General features: G+C 40.4%; 15 protein-coding genes and 4 tRNA genes. 16 read left to right on the top strand and 3 right to left on the bottom strand.

Annotation, left to right across the window (positions count from 1 at the left end):
• Positions 1-79 precede the first annotated feature (79 nt).
• From rpmE to ACMAZF_RS18790, 4 genes are all read left to right on the top strand, one after another.
• The gene (gene rpmE / locus ACMAZF_RS18805) at positions 80-295 is read left to right on the top strand and encodes a 50S ribosomal protein L31 (protein WP_435275237.1); all 216 of its coding nucleotides are present in this window, start codon (positions 80-82) and stop codon (positions 293-295) included.
• Positions 296-787: 492 nt separating this feature from the next.
• The gene (locus ACMAZF_RS18800) at positions 788-2,029 is read left to right on the top strand and encodes a malic enzyme-like NAD(P)-binding protein (protein WP_435277285.1); all 1,242 of its coding nucleotides are present in this window, start codon (positions 788-790) and stop codon (positions 2,027-2,029) included.
• Positions 2,030-2,321: 292 nt separating this feature from the next.
• Positions 2,322-2,792 (top strand): GTPase RsgA, encoded by a 471-nt coding sequence (rsgA, locus tag ACMAZF_RS18795; protein WP_435275236.1) that lies wholly within the window; start codon positions 2,322-2,324, stop codon positions 2,790-2,792.
• Positions 2,793-2,918: 126 nt separating this feature from the next.
• On the top strand, positions 2,919-3,359 hold the full coding sequence (locus ACMAZF_RS18790) for an ATP-binding protein (RefSeq protein ID WP_435275235.1): 441 nt from the start codon (positions 2,919-2,921) through the stop codon (positions 3,357-3,359).
• 69 nt (positions 3,360-3,428) lie between these two features.
• On the opposite strand, the gene metJ is transcribed toward ACMAZF_RS18790, so the two are convergent.
• On the bottom strand, positions 3,429-3,758 hold the full coding sequence (metJ, locus tag ACMAZF_RS18785; RefSeq protein WP_435275234.1) for a met regulon transcriptional regulator MetJ: 330 nt from the start codon (positions 3,756-3,758) through the stop codon (positions 3,429-3,431).
• A gap of 233 nt (positions 3,759-3,991) precedes the next feature.
• Here metJ and metB point away from each other — a divergent pair, with 233 nt between their 5' ends.
• From metB to tuf, 10 genes are all read left to right on the top strand, one after another.
• Positions 3,992-5,155, top strand: a complete 1,164-nt coding sequence (gene metB, locus ACMAZF_RS18780; RefSeq protein WP_435275233.1) for a cystathionine gamma-synthase — start codon at positions 3,992-3,994, stop codon at positions 5,153-5,155.
• Positions 5,156-5,168: 13 nt separating this feature from the next.
• Positions 5,169-7,586, top strand: a complete 2,418-nt coding sequence (gene metL / locus ACMAZF_RS18775; protein ID WP_435275232.1) for a bifunctional aspartate kinase/homoserine dehydrogenase II — start codon at positions 5,169-5,171, stop codon at positions 7,584-7,586.
• A gap of 101 nt (positions 7,587-7,687) precedes the next feature.
• Entirely contained in the window at positions 7,688-8,719 is a 1,032-nt protein-coding gene (murB, locus tag ACMAZF_RS18770; RefSeq protein ID WP_435275231.1) for a UDP-N-acetylmuramate dehydrogenase, read from the top strand.
• Positions 8,712-9,698, top strand: coding sequence for a bifunctional biotin--[acetyl-CoA-carboxylase] ligase/biotin operon repressor BirA (gene birA / locus ACMAZF_RS18765; protein WP_435275230.1), 987 nt, complete (start codon positions 8,712-8,714; stop codon positions 9,696-9,698). Before murB ends, birA begins: the two co-directional genes overlap by 8 nt.
• Entirely contained in the window at positions 9,695-10,453 is a 759-nt protein-coding gene (locus tag ACMAZF_RS18760; protein ID WP_435275229.1) for a type III pantothenate kinase, read from the top strand. The genes birA and ACMAZF_RS18760 overlap by 4 nt, the downstream gene beginning before the upstream one ends.
• A 119-nt stretch (positions 10,454-10,572) precedes the next feature.
• Positions 10,573-10,648 (top strand) — tRNA-Thr (locus ACMAZF_RS18755).
• A 27-nt stretch (positions 10,649-10,675) separates the two neighbouring features.
• Positions 10,676-10,760 (top strand) — tRNA-Tyr (locus tag ACMAZF_RS18750).
• A gap of 133 nt (positions 10,761-10,893) precedes the next feature.
• Positions 10,894-10,967: transfer RNA gene (locus ACMAZF_RS18745), tRNA-Gly, on the top strand.
• Positions 10,968-10,981: 14 nt separating this feature from the next.
• Positions 10,982-11,057: transfer RNA gene (locus tag ACMAZF_RS18740), tRNA-Thr, on the top strand.
• A 203-nt stretch (positions 11,058-11,260) separates the two neighbouring features.
• The gene (gene tuf, locus ACMAZF_RS18735; RefSeq protein WP_435275172.1) at positions 11,261-12,445 is read left to right on the top strand and encodes an elongation factor Tu; all 1,185 of its coding nucleotides are present in this window, start codon (positions 11,261-11,263) and stop codon (positions 12,443-12,445) included.
• 598 nt (positions 12,446-13,043) lie between these two features.
• Here tuf and ACMAZF_RS18730 read toward each other — a convergent pair.
• Complete coding sequence (locus tag ACMAZF_RS18730; RefSeq protein WP_435275228.1) at positions 13,044-13,649, bottom strand: c-type cytochrome; 606 nt, start codon at positions 13,647-13,649, stop codon at positions 13,044-13,046.
• Between the two features lie 152 nt (positions 13,650-13,801).
• Between ACMAZF_RS18730 and yihA the strand changes: the two genes are divergently transcribed.
• Both yihA and ACMAZF_RS18720 read left to right on the top strand, forming a co-directional pair.
• On the top strand, positions 13,802-14,467 hold the full coding sequence (gene yihA / locus ACMAZF_RS18725) for a ribosome biogenesis GTP-binding protein YihA/YsxC (RefSeq protein WP_435275227.1): 666 nt from the start codon (positions 13,802-13,804) through the stop codon (positions 14,465-14,467).
• Complete coding sequence (locus ACMAZF_RS18720; RefSeq protein ID WP_435275226.1) at positions 14,460-15,656, top strand: methyltransferase; 1,197 nt, start codon at positions 14,460-14,462, stop codon at positions 15,654-15,656. Before yihA ends, ACMAZF_RS18720 begins: the two co-directional genes overlap by 8 nt.
• A 35-nt stretch (positions 15,657-15,691) precedes the next feature.
• On the opposite strand, the gene ACMAZF_RS18715 is transcribed toward ACMAZF_RS18720, so the two are convergent.
• Positions 15,692-18,016 (bottom strand): methyl-accepting chemotaxis protein, encoded by a 2,325-nt coding sequence (locus tag ACMAZF_RS18715; protein ID WP_435275225.1) that lies wholly within the window; start codon positions 18,014-18,016, stop codon positions 15,692-15,694.
• Between the last annotated feature and the right edge of the window lie 141 nt (positions 18,017-18,157).

Here is an 18,157-nt window from a genome sequence, read left to right as displayed (position 1 = left end):
CCCTAATATTATTTATAATCTTCGTATGGTGTCAGACTTCGGGTTTGTTAGCGATGCGAACTATTTAGAGGTTTTTCTAATGAAACAAGATATCCACCCTACATACGAAGCAATCACTGCAACATGTTCATGTGGTAACGTAATCAACGTTGGTTCAACAGTTGGTAAAGATCTAGCACTAGACGTATGTTCTGCTTGTCACCCATTCTACACTGGTAAGCAAAAAGTTGCTGACGCTGGTGGCCGTGTTGATAAGTTCAAATCACGTTTCGGTTCACTTAAATCTAAGAAATAATATTTCTTTTGATTTGAGTAAAAAGCACCTTCGGGTGCTTTTTTTGTGTCTGAATTCTTAAAATTCAGTTCTTTCTTCGACGCTATTTCATTATTGCCTTATTAACCCACCTTTCTCCTGTATTCAATATCGAATTCACGTCATAAATAATAGTTATAGCGCCATAAGTTCTATTATAAAGACGATTGGATAAGCCGAGTTGCAAATAAATCTATATATCCAATGTTAAGTTACTGTTAATTAAAGTTAATGATGTCTGTTTTTCTGGTGATATGAATGTTTGTTGTATCTAAAAAGTTGTTTATTTATATCGAAAATCATCGATTGTCAGCATCTAATATTTTTGCGCTGGTTGGATCAGCAATTATTTCTATTTTATGGCTTGTAATTATGCGCTGTGAGCGTATTTTAGTTAGCAATAAAAGTAGCTTGGTAAAGTTACAAATCCCCTTACATTTCAACTATGCGTTTAATCAAGGAAACTGCAAAACAATGACTGACTTTCGTCAACAGGCGCTTGACTACCATGCGTTGCCAACACCAGGCAAAATTAGTGTAGAGCTTTCAACTCCAGCTGAAACAGCAAAAGATTTAGCACTGGCTTATAGCCCAGGTGTTGCTGAACCAGTTCGTGAGATTGCCAAAGATCCGGAAAATGCTTATAAGTACACAGGTAAAGGTAACTTGGTTGCTGTGATTACTAATGGTACGGCGATTTTAGGATTAGGTAATCTAGGACCGCTCGCTTCTAAACCTGTCATGGAAGGTAAATCGTTGTTGTTTAAACGATTCGCTCATATTGATTCTATTGATATTGAAGTGAAGCATCGTACGGTTGATGAGTTTGTTGATACGGTAGCAAACATCGCCGATACGTTTGGTGGCATTAACCTTGAAGACATTAAAGCTCCTGAGTGTTTCATGATTGAAAAGGCGCTTAAAGAGCGTTGTTCAATTCCTGTATTCCACGATGACCAGCACGGTACGGCGATTGTAACTGCGGCAGGTATGCTTAATGCGCTTGATATTCAAGGCAAGAAGATTGAAGAATCACGTATTGTTTGTATGGGTGCGGGTGCCGCTGCAATCTCTTGTATGGAGTTATTAATTTCATGTGGCGCGATGCGTGAAAAAATTTACATGTTAGACCGCAAAGGTGTTATTCATACAAATCGTGATGATTTAAATGAATATAAGCGCCGTTTTGCTAACAATACCGATATGCGTACCCTTGAAGAAGTTATTAGTGGCGCTGACATTTTTGTTGGTGTATCTGGCCCTGATGTTATTGGCGCTGAACATGTTAAATTGATGGCGGATAAGCCAGTAATCTTCGCTTGTTCGAATCCTGATCCTGAAATTAAACCAGAACTGGCACACGCTGCCCGTAACGATTTAATTATGGCGACTGGTCGTAGTGATTACCCAAATCAAGTAAACAATGTGCTGTGTTTCCCATTCATTTTCCGTGGTGCGTTAGATGTGCGTGCTTCGACGATTAATGAGGCAATGAAAGTGGCTGCTGTACACGCAATTCGTCAAATTGCGAAAGAAGAAGTGCCTGCCGAAGTATTAAAAGCCAGTGGGTATAAGTCATTAACTTTCGGCAAAGAATATATTATTCCTAAGCCAATGGATCCACGTTTATTAACCCGCGTTTCAAAGGCTGTTGCGCAAGCCGCTATTGATTCTGAAGTGGCTGCCATTGAAATGCCAAAAGGTTATATGGAGTAATTCTCCATTGGTCAATTATGTGATTAAAAACCGTTTCATTTTATGAAGCGGTTTTTTTGTGCGATTTTTTTGATAAAAAGATCAACAGACCCTAGTGTCGTTGACATCAATTTCGCATTTGTTACATTAGCGGTGAATAAAGAAATAAATTTAAGAATGGTGGGTTTTCATGATTGTAGTCAGCACCTTCCGGGAAAATAGCTAAGCGTATAACGCGAGCTCCCGGTTGCTTTAACCGGGGTATTTAAGCCCCAAAGCATATTTTTATGGCGCTAAAACGTCAGGGGTTATTATGACTACACCTTTTTCACTATCTCTTATGGGATGGTCACCTACTTTTCAACAACAAATTCCTTTAGAAGAATGGGAAACGACTGTTACAGCGCGTGTCGTCGCACAACATCGTTCTTACGTCGAACTTCTTTCTGAATCTGGTAAAACACAATTACACTACACCAAGAAAATGCCTGCTATTACGGTTGGTGATTGGCTGTTACTTGACCAAGATAATACTTTTATCAGACTACTCGAACGACGGTCTGAATTTAGCCGTAAAGCCGCAGGCAGAAAAATTAAAGCTCAGCTAATAGCGGCGAATATCGATACAGTATTTATTGTTAGCTCTCTTAATAAGGACTTTATTTTAAGCCGTATTGAACGCTATCTCGCGTTGATTAATGAAGCTGGCGCTGAGGCTGTTATTGTACTGACTAAAGCGGATTTATGTGAGAACAAACAGCATTATACCAATTGCATTAAGTAAGTGATCTTGTTGTGCGTAGAGAAAATCAGCTAAAACAAGGCGCTCGATTGACTAATAGCTGGCTATTAGGATTGAGAGCAACGCCATTTTAGTTAATTTTAACAAGTACAAGTGGGCAAATATTTAATGCAATTAATGGTATTAGACACATTGTGTAACGATTTATCGCATTTGGCGAATCAACAACAGGTGAATTTAATCTTTAAAAGTGAAGAAGCTGTTGTATTGTGTGATGTTGATAGCCAATGGCTTTATCGTGCGGTTCAAAACTTAATTAGTAATGGCATTGATTACGCGAACCAGCAAGTGGTTTGCATATTAACGCGTGACGATAATAGTATTTACATTGATATTGACGATGATGGTCAGGGCATTGCGCCAGATCAGCATCAAGCTATTTTTGACCCCTTTGTACGCTTGGACTCGGAGCGATCGAGAGAGTCTGGACATTTCGGTTTAGGATTAGCCATCACGGAAAAAATCATGGATTGGCATCATGGCGCTGTTAGTGCACGAAGCGATTCAAGCCTTAGTGGTGCGAGGTTACGCTTGCAGCTACCCGTGTGACTACAAACAATAAAGGCGACTATCAAGTCGCCTTTATTGTTTAACAAGCACTGATATTTTCTAGTAAAATTAGTCTTCGCCGCTTTCAGCTAGATGGTCTGCCAAAGTACCTAATTCTTCCATTAACTCACGTGCAGCTTCAGGAATGGTGCTCGGCTTGTCTTTTGATAAATCGCTATCTTCAGGTAGCGGCTGGCCAGTATAAGCATGTAAAAATGCTTCACATAACAATTCACTATTAGTCGCGTGTCGTAGGTTATTGACTTGGCGACGAGTACGTTCGTCAGTCAGTATCTTTAACAGCTTTAATGGAACAGACACGGTCACTTTCTTTACTTGTTCGTTCTTTTTTCCGTGTTCCGCATATGGACTAATATATTCGCCATTCCAGACTGTCATGAAATTACCTTTACTATTATAGTGTGAGTTAATGTGGCCGTACATTATAGTACTGCACCGTAAAAATCTTGCCGATTTTAACGGTTACATGAACACTGTCAAATATCTTAGTGATATTAATTCTATTTAGACGTCTAAACATCTTGACGGCTACGTTGTGTTCGTTTAAATTGGCCATCTAGACATCCTTTATAACTTAGTCACCCGTTAAGTCAACCTTTGTTGGAGGTTTTATGAGCAAATTAGGGCAGCAAACCATTGCAGTGCGCGGTGGAATTGATACTGATACGCAGCACGGCGCTGTTGTGCCTCCTATTTATTTGTCGAGTAATTACACCTTTAAAAGTTATGACCAGCCACGTGAATACGATTATGCTCGTCGTGGTAATCCAACACGCAGTCAATTTGCGCAAGCACTTGCTGAATTAGAAGAAGGTGCGTTCGGTGTTATCACGAGCACTGGTTTATCAGCTATCACGACTATTATTCAATTACTATCGCCGCAAGATACTTTACTCATTCCTCATGATTGTTACGGCGGTAGTTACCGTATGTTCGATCATTTAGCACGCCGTGGTTTGTTCAAGTTACAAGTTGTTGACCAAAATGACGAAGATGCGCTTTCAGCCGCATTAACTCATCAACCTAAAATGGTGTGGATTGAAACCCCAAGTAATCCGTTGTTGCGTTTGGTTGATATAAAATCATTGGCAACTAAGGCGAAATCGTTTGGTGCTTATGTTGTTGTTGATAATACGTTTTTAACCCCAATTTTGCAGCAGCCATTAAAGTTAGGTGCTGATATTGTGTTACACTCTTGCACCAAATATATCAACGGCCATAGTGATGTTGTCGCTGGCGCTATTATTACTAAAGATCATCAATTAGGCGTTGATCTTGATTGGTGGGCTAACTGCATTGGTACTACAGGTTCGGCGTTTGATAGCTATATGGCAATGCGTGGTTTGCGCACATTACCTGTTAGGTTAAGGCAGCATCAAGAAAGCGCTGCTAAAATAGCGGAGTTTTTGCAGTCTCACCCTGCTGTTGAGAAAGTAAATTACCCAGGTTTTGATAGTCATCCACAGCATGCATTAGCTTTGTCGCAGCAGGCAGGTTTTGGTGCAATGTTAAGTTTTGATTTGGTTGGTGATATTGAGCAGAGTCAAATCTTTGTTCAAGAGATTAAATTATTCTGTTTGGCTGAAAGTCTTGGTGGCGTAGAAAGTTTGGTTGCACACCCTGCAACGATGACTCACGCTGGCATGGAAGAAAGTGCTCGAATCACTGCGGGTATTAGTAATAGTTTAATGAGGTTATCGGTAGGTCTTGAGTCTGTTGAAGATTTAGTGAGTGATTTATCGCAAAGTTTAGATGCTGTTTTAGCATCCATTTAAGTTAGAGAACATTATGAGCGACAGCGTAAGCCCTTTACCTTCTTCAAATCCTAATGATGAAGTTATTACGTTACACAAGTTTGGTGGCAGCAGTTTAGCTGACCCAGCGTGTTATCAGCGCGTAGCTGGTTTATTAATGCAGTATGGTCATCCCCATGATCTTGTTGTGGTATCTGCAGCCGGTAAAACGACCAACAACTTGTTATCGCTTATCGATATGGCCGAGCAAGGCATCGACTATCATCATACTCTCAATAAATTACGCCAATTTCAACGTCAATTGGTGGAGGAGTTACTGCAAGAACCTCAAGACGTTCTCGGTTTGCTTGATAATGAATTAGACGCATTAGGTAGCTGGTTATGTTACGAGAGTATCGACAGCTACACCGCAAATAGTATCGTTGCTTGTGGTGAAGTATGGTCATCTCGATTGTTATCTGCTGTCTTAAATGAGAAAGGCCGTAAAAGCTGCGCCATCGATGCTCGCCAATTTTTAGTTGCTAAAGGTGATGTTTCACCGGTTGTTGATGAAGCTTTATCACAACAGCAATTTCAAGAGTTATGCCACAATAAACGTTCGTCGCAACGAGTCATTACCGGATTTATTTGCCGCAATCAAGATAACCAAACGTTGACGCTTGGCCGCAATGGTAGCGATTATAGTGCAACGTTGATTGCTAAATTAGCAGGTGCTAGTACGGTAAATATTTGGACTGATGTCGCTGGTGTTTATAGTGCCGACCCAAATTTAATCAATGAAGCAGCCCTGATTGAACAGCTTAGTTTAGCTGAAGCTGAAGAGCTGGCACGGTTAGGAAATCCTGTCCTACATCATAGAACCCTACAGCCTTTAGCAAAAGATAATATCGCCTTGCGTGTCCGCAGTAGTTTTACGCCGGATGCTGCATTTACTGAAATAGGCCGCCGATTAGGTCATGTTGGTGATTGTATTGTTAATGGATCGAAAGATATTTCGTTATATATTTTTGACAATACGAGTGTTAATCAAGAATTGATTATTGATCTCGAAGATAATGGATTTTTTCCGTTATTGGTGACTCAGCACAATGAAAAAATTGCGGTGGTGATTCGCCTAGAAGTATGTGCCAATTTCGACGCTTTTTTAGCATCGAATAACGTTGATAACTTCTATGTTGAGAAAAGCTGTGGCGTGATTTCGTTACTAGATGCTGGAGTGTCTTGGTACCGGAAAATATTTACGAAGATTTTTGCGAAAGAATCACAGTGGCCAATCGTTCTGTCTGAGAATGGCATGAGTTTAAGTGCTATCGTGCCAGAGAATCGCGTTAATATTCTTGCTTATCTATTGCATCAAAAAATTTACAGTTCGCCAAAGCGGATTGGTGTTGCGTTAATGGGAGCCGGTAATATTGGCCAACAATGGCTTAGTCTTTTTCAAGAACAACAAGATAAATTAGAGAACTCCTTTAATTTGTCGTTACCATTGATTGCGGTCGGGCGCTCAAAGGGTACCGTTGTCGATTTTTCAGGAATTGACGCAGGCGATTGGCAATCGTATTTTACCAATGATGCAGGTTTGATTACTCAGTCAGACGTTGTCTCAACATTGTCGAGTCATCCATTTGATGATCTGATTGTCTTAGATATAAGTGCTGATCAAGGACTAACAAATCTGTATCCAGCGCTTTTGGATGCTGGTTGTCATTTAATCAGCGCAAATAAGCTTGCTGGCTCTGCACCGTTGAGTTTTTATAAAGACATTAAACAATTGGCGTACAGTAATAATTGTAAATGGTTATATAACGCTAGTGTGGGGGCTGGTTTACCTATTTTACATTCTATTAATGATTTGCATCATAGCGGTGATAAAGTCTTAGGCATTAGCGGCGTATTTTCTGGTACCTTGAGCTGGTTATTTGAAAACTTCGATAATCAACAACCGTTTTCTGCTTTATTACTAAAAGCATTAGCGCTTGGTATTACAGAGCCAGATCCTCGTGATGATTTATCTGGAAAAGATAAGCAACGAAAACTACTGATTTTAGCGCGTGAATGTGGCCTAGATATTGAGTTAGATGATATTGCTATTGAATCTATGGTGCCACAGGCGTTACGAGATATTCCACTGGATGAATTCTTAGCGCGCGTAACAGAGATGGACGAAATAATGTCTACTCAATTTAATCAAGCTGCTAAGAGTAACGAAGTCGTGCGCTATGTTGCCCAGTTTGAATGGGTAAATGGACAGTGCCATGCGTCTGTTGGTTTGCAACAACTTGCGAGCGACCATGCATTGGCATCTTTAACGCCGTCAGACAATGTATTTTTAGTGACAAGCCAATGGTATCAAGATAACCCGTTAATCATCAGAGGCCCAGGTGCGGGGCGCGAAGTGACTGCAGCTGCTATTGAATCTGATTTATATACGCTCATTAAAGAACTTATTTAATCCATAAGTTTCACAGCGCGGCACCTCTGTCGCGCTCTATTCTGTTCATAACCGCTAATTTACTTTAAACTGCCGCTGTAATTATTTAGATAAGCAATGATATGGCAACCACGTCTCTACATTTATTAAATACCTTTGCATTAAAGGCGTCTGCGAGCAATTTCCTTGCGGTGAAAGAGCTGGAACAGCTCAAAGAATGTATGCCACTAACACGGCCATTTCTTGTGCTAGGTGGTGGTTCTAACATGCTATTTTGTGACACTTTTGATGGCACTATAATTCATAATCAGTTGCATGGTATTGAACATTGGCAGGATAAAAATAATCATTACTTTAAAGTTGCTGGTGGCGAGAATTGGCATCAATTTGTTATGCATTGCGCACAGCAAGGAATTGGTGGGCTAGAAAACTTAGCACTCATTCCCGGCAGTGTCGGTGCGGCGCCAGTTCAAAATATTGGTGCCTATGGCGTAGAATTAGCTGAGGTTTGTGAATCTGTGATGGCCACAGACTTACGAACGGGTGACGAGGTTATTTTTAACCATCAACAGTGTCAGTTTGCTTATCGTGAAAGTTTTTTTAAAACCAATCGTTACTATTTTATTCATCATGTTGTGTTTAAGTTACCAAAGCAATGGCAAGCTGTGCTTAATTACGGTGAATTAAAAGCATGGTCGAGAGAATTAAGTAATGAACCGACGCCGTTATCTGTTGCTAATGAAGTAATGAGAGTGCGCAATAATAAATTACCGGATCCTGATGTGCTCCCTAACGTCGGCAGCTTTTTCAAAAATCCTATTGTTAGTGCTCATCATGCTCAAGCGCTCAAATCAAACTATTCGGCAATGCCACAATATAAGGTAGGGCATGAAGTGAAACTTGCTGCTGGTTGGCTCATTGATCAACTCGGGTTGAAGGGGCATCAAATTGGCGGCGCAGCAGTTCATGAAAACCAAGCGTTAGTGTTAGTTAACAAAGACAATGCAACCAGTCGCGATGTTATGGCACTCGCACAATCTATTATTGAGCGGGTTACTCAAGAATATGGGGTAACCTTGGAACCTGAAGTGAATATCATAGGCAGTCAAGGTTATAGCACATTAGGGCTGTTAACTAAGGAACAAAATGTTTAATCACATTACTCAAAATATTTTAAATGCTTTAGCAAGTGGTGAGTTTTGTTCTGGAGAACAATTGGGTGAAGCTAATAACATTAGCCGCGCCGCTATTGGTAAGCATATTCAGGCATTGCAGAAATTGGGCTTAGATGTTTATTCGGTGACTGGGAAAGGCCATCGGCTAACTGTTCCAATCGAGCTACTTAATAGTGAGGCTATTAGTCACGCGGCACTTAGCTCTTTAGCTGCTCCTATAAAAGTAAAAACAGTCATTGATTCAACCAATAATTGGATAAAAGAAGCAATAGCCGCTGGCGAATTAGCAAATAGCCCGTCAGGCACGACTATTTTCAGTGAAGCGCAAACCCAAGGTCGTGGCCGACGCGGTAAACAATGGGTATCTCCACTAGGTGCTAGTTTATATTTTTCTACGCACTGGCGGTTTGAGCAAGGCATCAGCGCTACAACTGGGCTGAGTTTAGTTGTTGGTATTGCGATAGTTGAAGCCCTTGCGGAGTTAGGGATCCCTAATTTAGGCTTAAAGTGGCCAAACGATGTGTATTATCAAGGGCGAAAATTGGCAGGTATTTTAGTGGAGTTAGAGGGGCAAGGTGTTGATAGTTGCGATATCATTATCGGTGTCGGCATCAATGTGCATCTACCGGATGCGGTAACTAAAGAGATTGATCAACCTTACGCAGATATTGATGAGGTTGGATTGTCACTAAGTAGAAATCACATTGCTGGTCGGATCTTGTCTCATCTTATGACGCTGTTAACTGAATTTGAGTCGTTTGGCTTTAGTGCTTTTGTTGACCGTTGGCATCAGCATGATTGCTTTATCAATCAACATGTACAGTTACAAATGGGACAACGACAAGTGACAGGTATTGCAAAAGGGGCTGATGCTCAAGGCGGTTTGCTATTAGAGGTTGAGCAGCAAGTACAATCATTTTTCGGCGGCGAAATTTCTTTGAGAAAAATATCATCATGACAGCAAGCGTTAAATTACTCATCGAGATTGGTAATAGTAAATTAAAGGCGGCGCAACTGCACCTTGATGCTAAAGGCGGCGTCACGGGTATGCACTATTTAGGTAGTTATAGTGTAACTAGTTTTTGTTATCGCCCTAATCGAGAAAAGATCGGTAATGTCGAGCAAATTATTTATTCTAACGTTGGTGACCGCAAAAATTATCAGCACGTTAAAGCGTTATCTAAAAAGCTGAACGTACGTTATCAACAAATTACGAGTCCTGCTCAAGCATTTGGTGTTACCAATAGTTACGATGCGCCAACAAAGCTTGGTATAGATAGATGGCTTGCATTTCTAGCGGCTTATAAAGATGCTAATGGTCCCGTTGTCGTCATTGATATAGGCACCGCAATGACAGTTGATGTTGTTGATGCTAATGGCATGCATTTAGGCGGTTGGATTAGCCCCGGTTTTAGATTAATGAATTTGGCACTTACGGAGCATACCGCACTGGTTCGGGCTGGTGGTCATCATGGAGATGAACTAACCATGGGCACCAACACTAAAGCTTGTGTTCAAAATGGTAGTCGCGCGGCGCTGGCAGGTACTGTGCTTTATGCTATTCAAAAAGCTAAATCGATGTTTATCGATCATGAAGAACCAACGCTCTATTTAACAGGGGGCGGTATTAATCATTTACCGCCAGAAATAGTAGAACTTGGTTTAAATAGGCCTCATCTGGTTTTAGAAGGGTTGATTTTGTACGTTAAATAGTCTTATTGCGTTGTATTTGAACACTTGGTCAGCTTTTTATTAAAAAAGTGGTTTTTTTTGAAAAAAGTGTTTGCATTGGGCAATTCAAATCACTAATATACGCCCCACTGAAACGGAACGCCGACATAGCTCAGTTGGTAGAGCAACTGACTTGTAATCAGTAGGTCCCGAGTTCGACTCTTGGTGTCGGCACCATTCGTTTCAATGTAGTATGAAAAATCTGGAGGGGTTCCCGAGTGGCCAAAGGGAGCAGACTGTAAATCTGCCGGCTCAGCCTTCGGTGGTTCGAATCCACCTCCCTCCACCATTTTTCTTACGAAGCAGATAACCATATTAAAAAATGGTTTCAAAGTACGATATTAAGTTATAGAAATTTGTATCTTCTACACGTTCTAGCAGTAACTTTTAAACTAGAATAGCTAGACTTAAAGTTCCATAAAGCAGACGTCGTATAGTGGTAATACCTTAGCCTTCCAAGCTAATGCTGCGGGTTCGATTCCCGCCGTCTGCTCCATCTGAATTAAAATTGCTGATATGGCTCAGTTGGTAGAGCGCATCCTTGGTAAGGATGAGGTCCGCAGTTCGAATCTGCGTATCAGCACCATTTCTTATCTATCTTATTATCTTGTAATACTTCTAAAAATTTTCCCTATTATAAAAATTCAATTATTTTTGACTTATCTATTACTAATTGTAAAAAAAGTAATCTCATCGTTAGATCTTTTTAATAATTGGTATTATAATCCGACACTAAAATCGCAAGTGGTTCAATGACCACCTGTATTATCATCTGAATGAGGCTACATCATGTCTAAAGAAAAATTTGATCGCTCCAAGCCACACGTTAACGTTGGTACTATCGGCCACGTTGACCACGGTAAAACAACTCTAACTGCTGCAATTACTAAAGTACTTGCTGAAACTTACGGCGGCGACGTTAAAGCATTCGATCAAATCGATAACGCTCCTGAAGAGAAAGCACGTGGTATAACTATCTCTACTTCTCACGTTGAGTACGATACTCCATCACGTCACTACGCTCACGTAGATTGTCCAGGTCACGCCGATTACGTTAAAAACATGATCACTGGTGCTGCTCAAATGGATGGCGCTATCTTAGTAGTTGCTGCTACAGATGGTCCAATGCCACAAACACGTGAGCACATCTTGCTTTCACGTCAGGTTGGCGTACCTTTCATCATCGTATTCATGAACAAATGTGACATGGTTGATGACGAAGAGTTATTAGAGCTAGTAGAAATGGAAGTTCGTGAACTTCTTTCAGAATACGAATTCCCAGGTGATGATTTACCAGTAATTCAAGGTTCAGCACTTAAAGCCCTAGAAGGCGAAGGTGACTGGCCAGCTAAAGTTGTTGAGCTTGCAGAAGCACTAGACAGCTACATCCCAGAGCCAGAGCGTGACATCGATAAGCCATTCCTACTACCAATTGAAGATGTATTCTCAATTTCAGGTCGTGGTACAGTTGTAACTGGTCGTGTTGAGCGTGGTATCGTTAACGTAGGTGACGCAGTAGAAATCGTTGGTATCAAAGAGACTACAGAGTCAACTTGTACTGGTGTTGAAATGTTCCGTAAGCTTCTTGACGAAGGTCGTGCTGGTGAGAACGTTGGTGTTCTTCTACGTGGCGTTAAGCGTGAAGACATCGAACGTGGTCAAGTACTTGTTAAGCCAGGTACAATCACTCCACATACTAAGTTCGAATCAGAAGTATACGTACTAAGCAAAGATGAAGGTGGTCGTCATACTCCATTCTTCAAAGGTTACCGTCCACAGTTCTACTTCCGTACAACTGACGTAACTGGTGCTGTAGAGCTTCCAGAAGGCGTAGAAATGGTAATGCCAGGTGATAACCTTAAGTTTGTTGTTGAGCTAATCTGCCCAATCGCAATGGACGAAGGTCTACGTTTCGCTATCCGTGAAGGTGGCCGTACAGTAGGTGCTGGTGTTGTTGCTAAGATCATGGACTAATATTTAGCTTAGCTAAATACCATACTTAGAAAAAAGGTCACTTCGGTGGCCTTTTTTTATGTTCACGACTAAATGGATTTAGGAGGTAGAGCCAAGCAGGAGCTAGAGTCGAGGATGAACGGTCAGGTTCTTGTTTCCGACAAACCTAAGTACTTATACCAATTGCATTAAATATTTGCCCACTTGTACTTGTTAAAATTAACTAAAATGGCGTTGCTCTCAATCCTAATAGCCAGCTATTAGTCAATCGAGCGCCTTGTTTTAGCTGATTTTCTCTACGCACAACAAGATCACTTACTTAATGCAATTGTATTACATATCTCAAAAATTAGTTTAGGGATAATATATCTTACCTAAGAAACATTATTCGATAATACAATGAATGATAGAGAGTGTATTCAGGACGTTGGAGAGGGCAGTGAGCTTCACTAATCAATATTTTATATTGTGACTTAATTCGTCATAACAATAAAATTAGCCTGATTGTTTAAATGTTACCTACACGTATTAAACATACTGATTAGCGTGAATTTTTATTTAACGCGATCAAAAAAGGCAAGCGATTAAGCTTGCCTCTCTAATAAACTAAATAATTGGATTAGTGTAAACCGCCAACGTATTTAGATAATGCATCAATTTCTGCGTCAGTTAATTTTTTCGCAGTATCGACCATCATACCTGATGGATCATTCATACGTTCACCTGAACGGAACTTCTTAAGTTGTGCAGCAACGTATTCTGCATTTTGGCTAGCAATTTTAGGGAACTTAGCTAAGCCGCTACCATTACCGCGCGGCCCGTGACAAGAGATACAAGATGCAATTTTACGCTCCATGTCACCGCCTAGATAAAGCTTTTTAGCTACCGCGACAACGTTTTCTGGTGTTGTTCCATCAGTCACTTGTTGTGATTGATAGTATGCTGCCAAATCCTTCATATCTTGCTCAGATAGTGCAGCAACCATGCCAGCCATTGTAGGGTCTTTACGAACACCAGACTTGAATTCTTTAAGCTGCTTTACAATATAGTCTGCGTGCTGACCAGCTAATTTAGGGTATGAATTAAGAAGTGTCTTATTGCCTTGTGGACCATGACAAGCCATACAGGTTGTTGACTTAGCTTTACCAGCTTCTGCATCACCTTTGGCATTTGCCGTACCAACTAGTCCAACTAATAGTGTTAATGCGATTGCTACATTTTTCATGTCGTCTCAACTTTTTACGGAATTATTAAGATTGCTATTACTCACATGCTATCGAGGCATGCTAAACTTGTTTTAATTTTCATAATTGTACATGAAAAAATTAAAAAGTAATCAGCGAAGAGCTGATTGACTTAAGTTTTGGAGCAAAAATTGTGTTAGATCTAAAAATAAACTTTGAAGTGGCCTCTTTTTTAACGAGTGCCCCTAATATTTCTCATATGCATATGCCAGCAGATGTTGGATATGAGATAGCCTTTGCAGGCCGCTCCAACGCTGGTAAGTCGAGTGCTTTAAACACGATTACTCGGCAAAAGAATTTGGCGCGAACCAGTAAAACACCAGGTCGAACACAGCTGATTAATATCTTTGGTCTAGATCCGCAACGTCGATTAGTCGATTTGCCAGGATATGGTTTTGCTAAAGTACCGTTAGATATGAAGCTTAAATGGCAAAAATCATTAAGTGAATATTTACAGAATCGTCAGTGTTTGCGCGGTTTAGTTGTGATGATGGATATTCGTCACCCTTTGAAAGATCTAGATGTAAACATGATCCGTTGGGCGGTAGAGAGTGACCTTCCTGTATTAGGTTTGTTGACCAAGTGCGATAAATTAAAATCTGGTGCTCGTAAAGCCGCTGTGCTTAAAGTACGTAAAGATTGCGAAGTCTATGGTGGTGATATTACCATTCAAGCCTTTTCATCATTAAAAGTTATTGGTAAAGCGGAAGCTATTAGCGTGATGAATCAGTGGTTACAAGCTGATGATGAGTTGGTTGATAATAGCGCCGAAGCCGATGAGCAAATGATTGATGAGTAATGATGCCGATTGGAACGCTCAGTTCCAATCACTTGATACTTTATTAATGAAAACACGGCAATATTGGCAGATATTACCGTTTTCGTATCTAGCACTCCCGTGGCAGGAAAATCATAAGCTTAACCAAGCGTTATCGTCTCTTTCACTTAATGACATTGACGAATTGGATGGTGATGATAAAAAACTGCGTCAGTTTGTAAGTTCTCTTATCAATTTAGAACTCGATATTATTGATAATTTACCTGACAGTCATCAACCTATAGAGGATGTTTCACCGCACTTTAATACCGGTATTAAAGGTAGAAAGTGGGCGCAAATACAACGATTTGCAGCCTTAATACCTTTAGAAAAGTCACCCATTTTAGAGTGGTGTGCGGGAAAAGGGCATCTTGGCCGGTTGCTCAGTCACCAGCAGTCACGAAATGTTGTTAGTCTAGAGTGGCAACCTACACTGTGTGAGCAGGGCAATACTCTGGCTCGTAAACATCAAGTATCGCAACATGTCGAACAGGTTGATGTATTTTCATCTGAGGCTGAGAATTTATTAGCACCAAAACATCACGCAGTTGCTTTGCATGCTTGTGGAGATTTACATGTTAGATTGTTGAAGCTTGGCGCCTATCAAAAAGTGTCACAGTTATCATTGGCTCCTTGTTGTTATCATCTCATTCAAACGAATAACTATAACCCTATGTCTGGTTTGGCGTTATCGAGTGACTTATTGCTGAGTAAGCAAGATTTGAGCTTGTCGATGCAACAGTCGGTTGTTTCAGGCTCTCGCGAGAAGCGACATCGTGTTACGGAAGTCAGTTGGCGATTAGCATTTGATTTAATTCAGCGAGAGGTACGTGGCGTTAATGAATACATGTCATTACCTTCAATAAAGCAATCGCTATTAACAGGGAGTTTTTCAGCCTTTTGTGCTTGGGCTGCACAACAGAAGAAAATCACGTTACCCGATAATCTAGCGTATGAACGCTACGAGTTAAATGGGCGTGAACGATTCTTAACGATTAGAAGAATAGAAGTGGTTACACATGCTTTTAGGCAACTAATAGAACGCTGGTTGCTGTTAGATAGAGTATTATTTTTAAAAGAGAATAATTACGATGTATCGTTGTTTAATTTTTGTTCTTCATCAGTGACACCGCGTAATGCCATGATTCAGGCAATAAAAAAGCCTACGTAGTTTATACTCCGTAGACCTTTGTTTATAGGAATGCGTTAAACTTTAAACTCAGCAACTAAATTACGAAGCATTAGGGCTAAGTCTGCTAGCTCGACGGACGCCGCAGCCGTTTGCGTTGACCCTTTTGCACTTTCCATACTGATGTTTGAAATTGAGTTTATGTTTTGATTAATATCGACGGATGTAGCACGTTGCTCTTCAACGGCGCTCGCTATTTGAGTATTCATCTCGGCGATCGATGCAATTGAATTTGATACTTCGGAAAATGCCTGCTCGGCAGTTGATGATTGCTCAACGACATCCTTGGTAAGTGTTTGGCTTTGCTCCATGGCTCCAACAGCTTGTTCTGCACTTGCCGTTAGCTTTTCAATGACGGTACCAATTTCACTTGTTGATGTTTGTGTACGGCCAGCCAAGGCACGAACTTCATCGGCAACGACGGCAAAGCCACGGCCTTGTTCTCCAGCACGAGCTGCTTCGATTGCTGCATTTAATGCTAGTAGGTTAGTTTGCTCTGCAACACCTTTGATAACATCTAATACGGCAACAATTTCGCTACTGTGGTTCTCAAAATCTCGAATAACCTGTGATGCCTGCTCAATTTGGCTCGCTAACAATGTTACTGAGCTAATGGTACTTTGCATTGTCGCGTGACCTTGATTACTCTGCTCATCAACGGTTTTAACGGCATCAACGGTGTCATTAAGGTTTTGTGCTACTGATTCCATCGTAATCGTCATTTGCTCCATTGCCGTAGCAACTTGAGTTGTTTTATTTTGTTGTTCGTCTAATAAATTACTGTTTTGCTTTGTGATTACTGAGGTTTTCTCGGCAGCAGTAGCAATCAGATTGGCGTTGTCAGATACCTTAGTAATCCCATCATGAAATTTGGTTAGCATGGAGTTCAATGCGTGAGATGCTGAACCTATTTCGTCAGTGGTAATGGCTTTAAGACGATAGGTAAGATCTGAAGTGTCTTCGATTTCACTGATACTATCGCTTAACTTGACGATGGGTTCACTTATCGATGTCGCAAAATACCATCCTGCAATAACACTGGTGATGATTAGAACTGAGCCTATGACAACGGCATAAATTTTAATAGTTGTACTCATGGCTTGTGCCTCTTTGAATGCTTCTGATTCATCCAATTCAGCTAGAATTCCCCAAGTTAATCCATTAAATGAAATAGGAGCGTATGCAGATAATACCGAAACGTCACGATAATCATTGATGATTTTAATGCCGCTTTGTCCTTGTAAAGCGCTGTTTGCTGTTTCAGTTGTGACTGGTTGAAGACTAATTGCTGTTTCTTTATCTCTTATAGTACTAACAACATTTTTCGGTATGCCAGAAGACTGAATTGCCTTTAAGTAACCTGCTTTATCTTCAATGAGAAAACGACTTTGTGAACGTAATGTATTATCTGTGCCTACCAGATAAGTTTCACCAGAATTGCCTAATCCTGCATTAGCCCAATCATTGTTGTGAGTCATTACTTCATTAAGTTTACCGATTGGCATTTGAAATATTAATACACCGATCTTTTCACCTTGAACAAATATCGGCGATGCAATGAATGCTGCTGGTGATTCGTACGAAGGAGCATAACCTGCAAAGTCTTCGAAGACTGATACTTGGTTATCTGATAGTGCATTAGTTTTGCTAAAGACTTTAGCGATACCAGAATTGGCAAATGAGCCTTGTGTTAGAGACGTTGCAAAATCTAATTCTTTAAATACTGAATATACGATGTTGCCTGTTTGGCTATCAACGAGAAAAATATCATAATATTCAAACTGTTCTAAATAGTCTTTAATCGATGGATGGTAAAGACTGTGTGCTGTGTCGTAATCACTATTATCGTATAGCGAATCTTGCAGGTGCTTTTCACCGATGGGATTAGAATTCTCTTGAATCAATTTGTGCTGTAATAGGATTGCTGAATCGGATAGATTAGCTAGCCACTGATCGATATTCGCTGAATTACCATTGTTTTGAGATTGATAGGTAGGATTAAACTGCGTCTTATAATAGGTTCTTAACTCTTCTTTAGCGATTGCGATAGATTGAGGACTTTGTTGAGGGTATGAGTTATAGGCGCTTGTAAAGCCTTTCATTGCATCAATTATCATACGGTCGTTAGAGAAGGTTTTTACTTGCTTATTCAATGTACTTAAATAATCTTCAATTCGCCCTTTGGTGATATCTCTAACTGCTGTTAATCGTGACTTACTAGAGTCTTCTAGTGCGTTGTATGCGCTTGTTGATGCGTTATAGCCAAGTACGACAGAGGAAATAATAATGGGCAATGCGACCAGCAAGGCGGCACCAATTAATATTTTGGTCTTTAAATTCATAGTGCAATCCTTCAATTTAATTCATTACAACAATAGGTTTCCTTGCGTACACACCCTTTATTTATAATACAAACATTTCGTATTATGGCTAAAATGTGATCGTCTTATCATTAAAAGTAGCTAATATATTACTAGATTACA

The sequence above is a fragment of the Psychrobium sp. nBUS_13 genome (genome assembly GCF_051201665.1).
Taxonomy (GTDB): domain Bacteria; phylum Pseudomonadota; class Gammaproteobacteria; order Enterobacterales; family Psychrobiaceae; genus Psychrobium.
This window is presented reverse-complemented; position numbering and strand designations above follow the sequence as displayed.

Bases quoted from the DNA above. Each gene is read 5' to 3' on its own strand.
- murB (WP_435275231.1), top strand. From the start codon at position 7,688: ATGGCAACCACGTCTCTACATTTATTAAATACCTTTGCATTAAAGGCG.
- ACMAZF_RS18760 (WP_435275229.1), top strand. From the start codon at position 9,695: ATGACAGCAAGCGTTAAATTACTCATCGAGATTGGTAATAGTAAATTA.
- ACMAZF_RS18790 (WP_435275235.1), top strand. From the start codon at position 2,919: ATGCAATTAATGGTATTAGACACATTGTGTAACGATTTATCGCATTTG.
- ACMAZF_RS18800 (WP_435277285.1), top strand. From the start codon at position 788: ATGACTGACTTTCGTCAACAGGCGCTTGACTACCATGCGTTGCCAACA.
- birA (WP_435275230.1), top strand. From the start codon at position 8,712: ATGTTTAATCACATTACTCAAAATATTTTAAATGCTTTAGCAAGTGGT.
- rsgA (WP_435275236.1), top strand. From the start codon at position 2,322: ATGACTACACCTTTTTCACTATCTCTTATGGGATGGTCACCTACTTTT.
- metL (WP_435275232.1), top strand. From the start codon at position 5,169: ATGAGCGACAGCGTAAGCCCTTTACCTTCTTCAAATCCTAATGATGAA.
- ACMAZF_RS18720 (WP_435275226.1), top strand. From the start codon at position 14,460: ATGAGTAATGATGCCGATTGGAACGCTCAGTTCCAATCACTTGATACT.
- ACMAZF_RS18730 (WP_435275228.1), bottom strand. From the start codon at position 13,649: ATGAAAAATGTAGCAATCGCATTAACACTATTAGTTGGACTAGTTGGT.
- metB (WP_435275233.1), top strand. From the start codon at position 3,992: ATGAGCAAATTAGGGCAGCAAACCATTGCAGTGCGCGGTGGAATTGAT.
- ACMAZF_RS18715 (WP_435275225.1), bottom strand. From the start codon at position 18,016: ATGAATTTAAAGACCAAAATATTAATTGGTGCCGCCTTGCTGGTCGCA.
- tuf (WP_435275172.1), top strand. From the start codon at position 11,261: ATGTCTAAAGAAAAATTTGATCGCTCCAAGCCACACGTTAACGTTGGT.
- metJ (WP_435275234.1), bottom strand. From the start codon at position 3,758: ATGACAGTCTGGAATGGCGAATATATTAGTCCATATGCGGAACACGGA.
- rpmE (WP_435275237.1), top strand. From the start codon at position 80: ATGAAACAAGATATCCACCCTACATACGAAGCAATCACTGCAACATGT.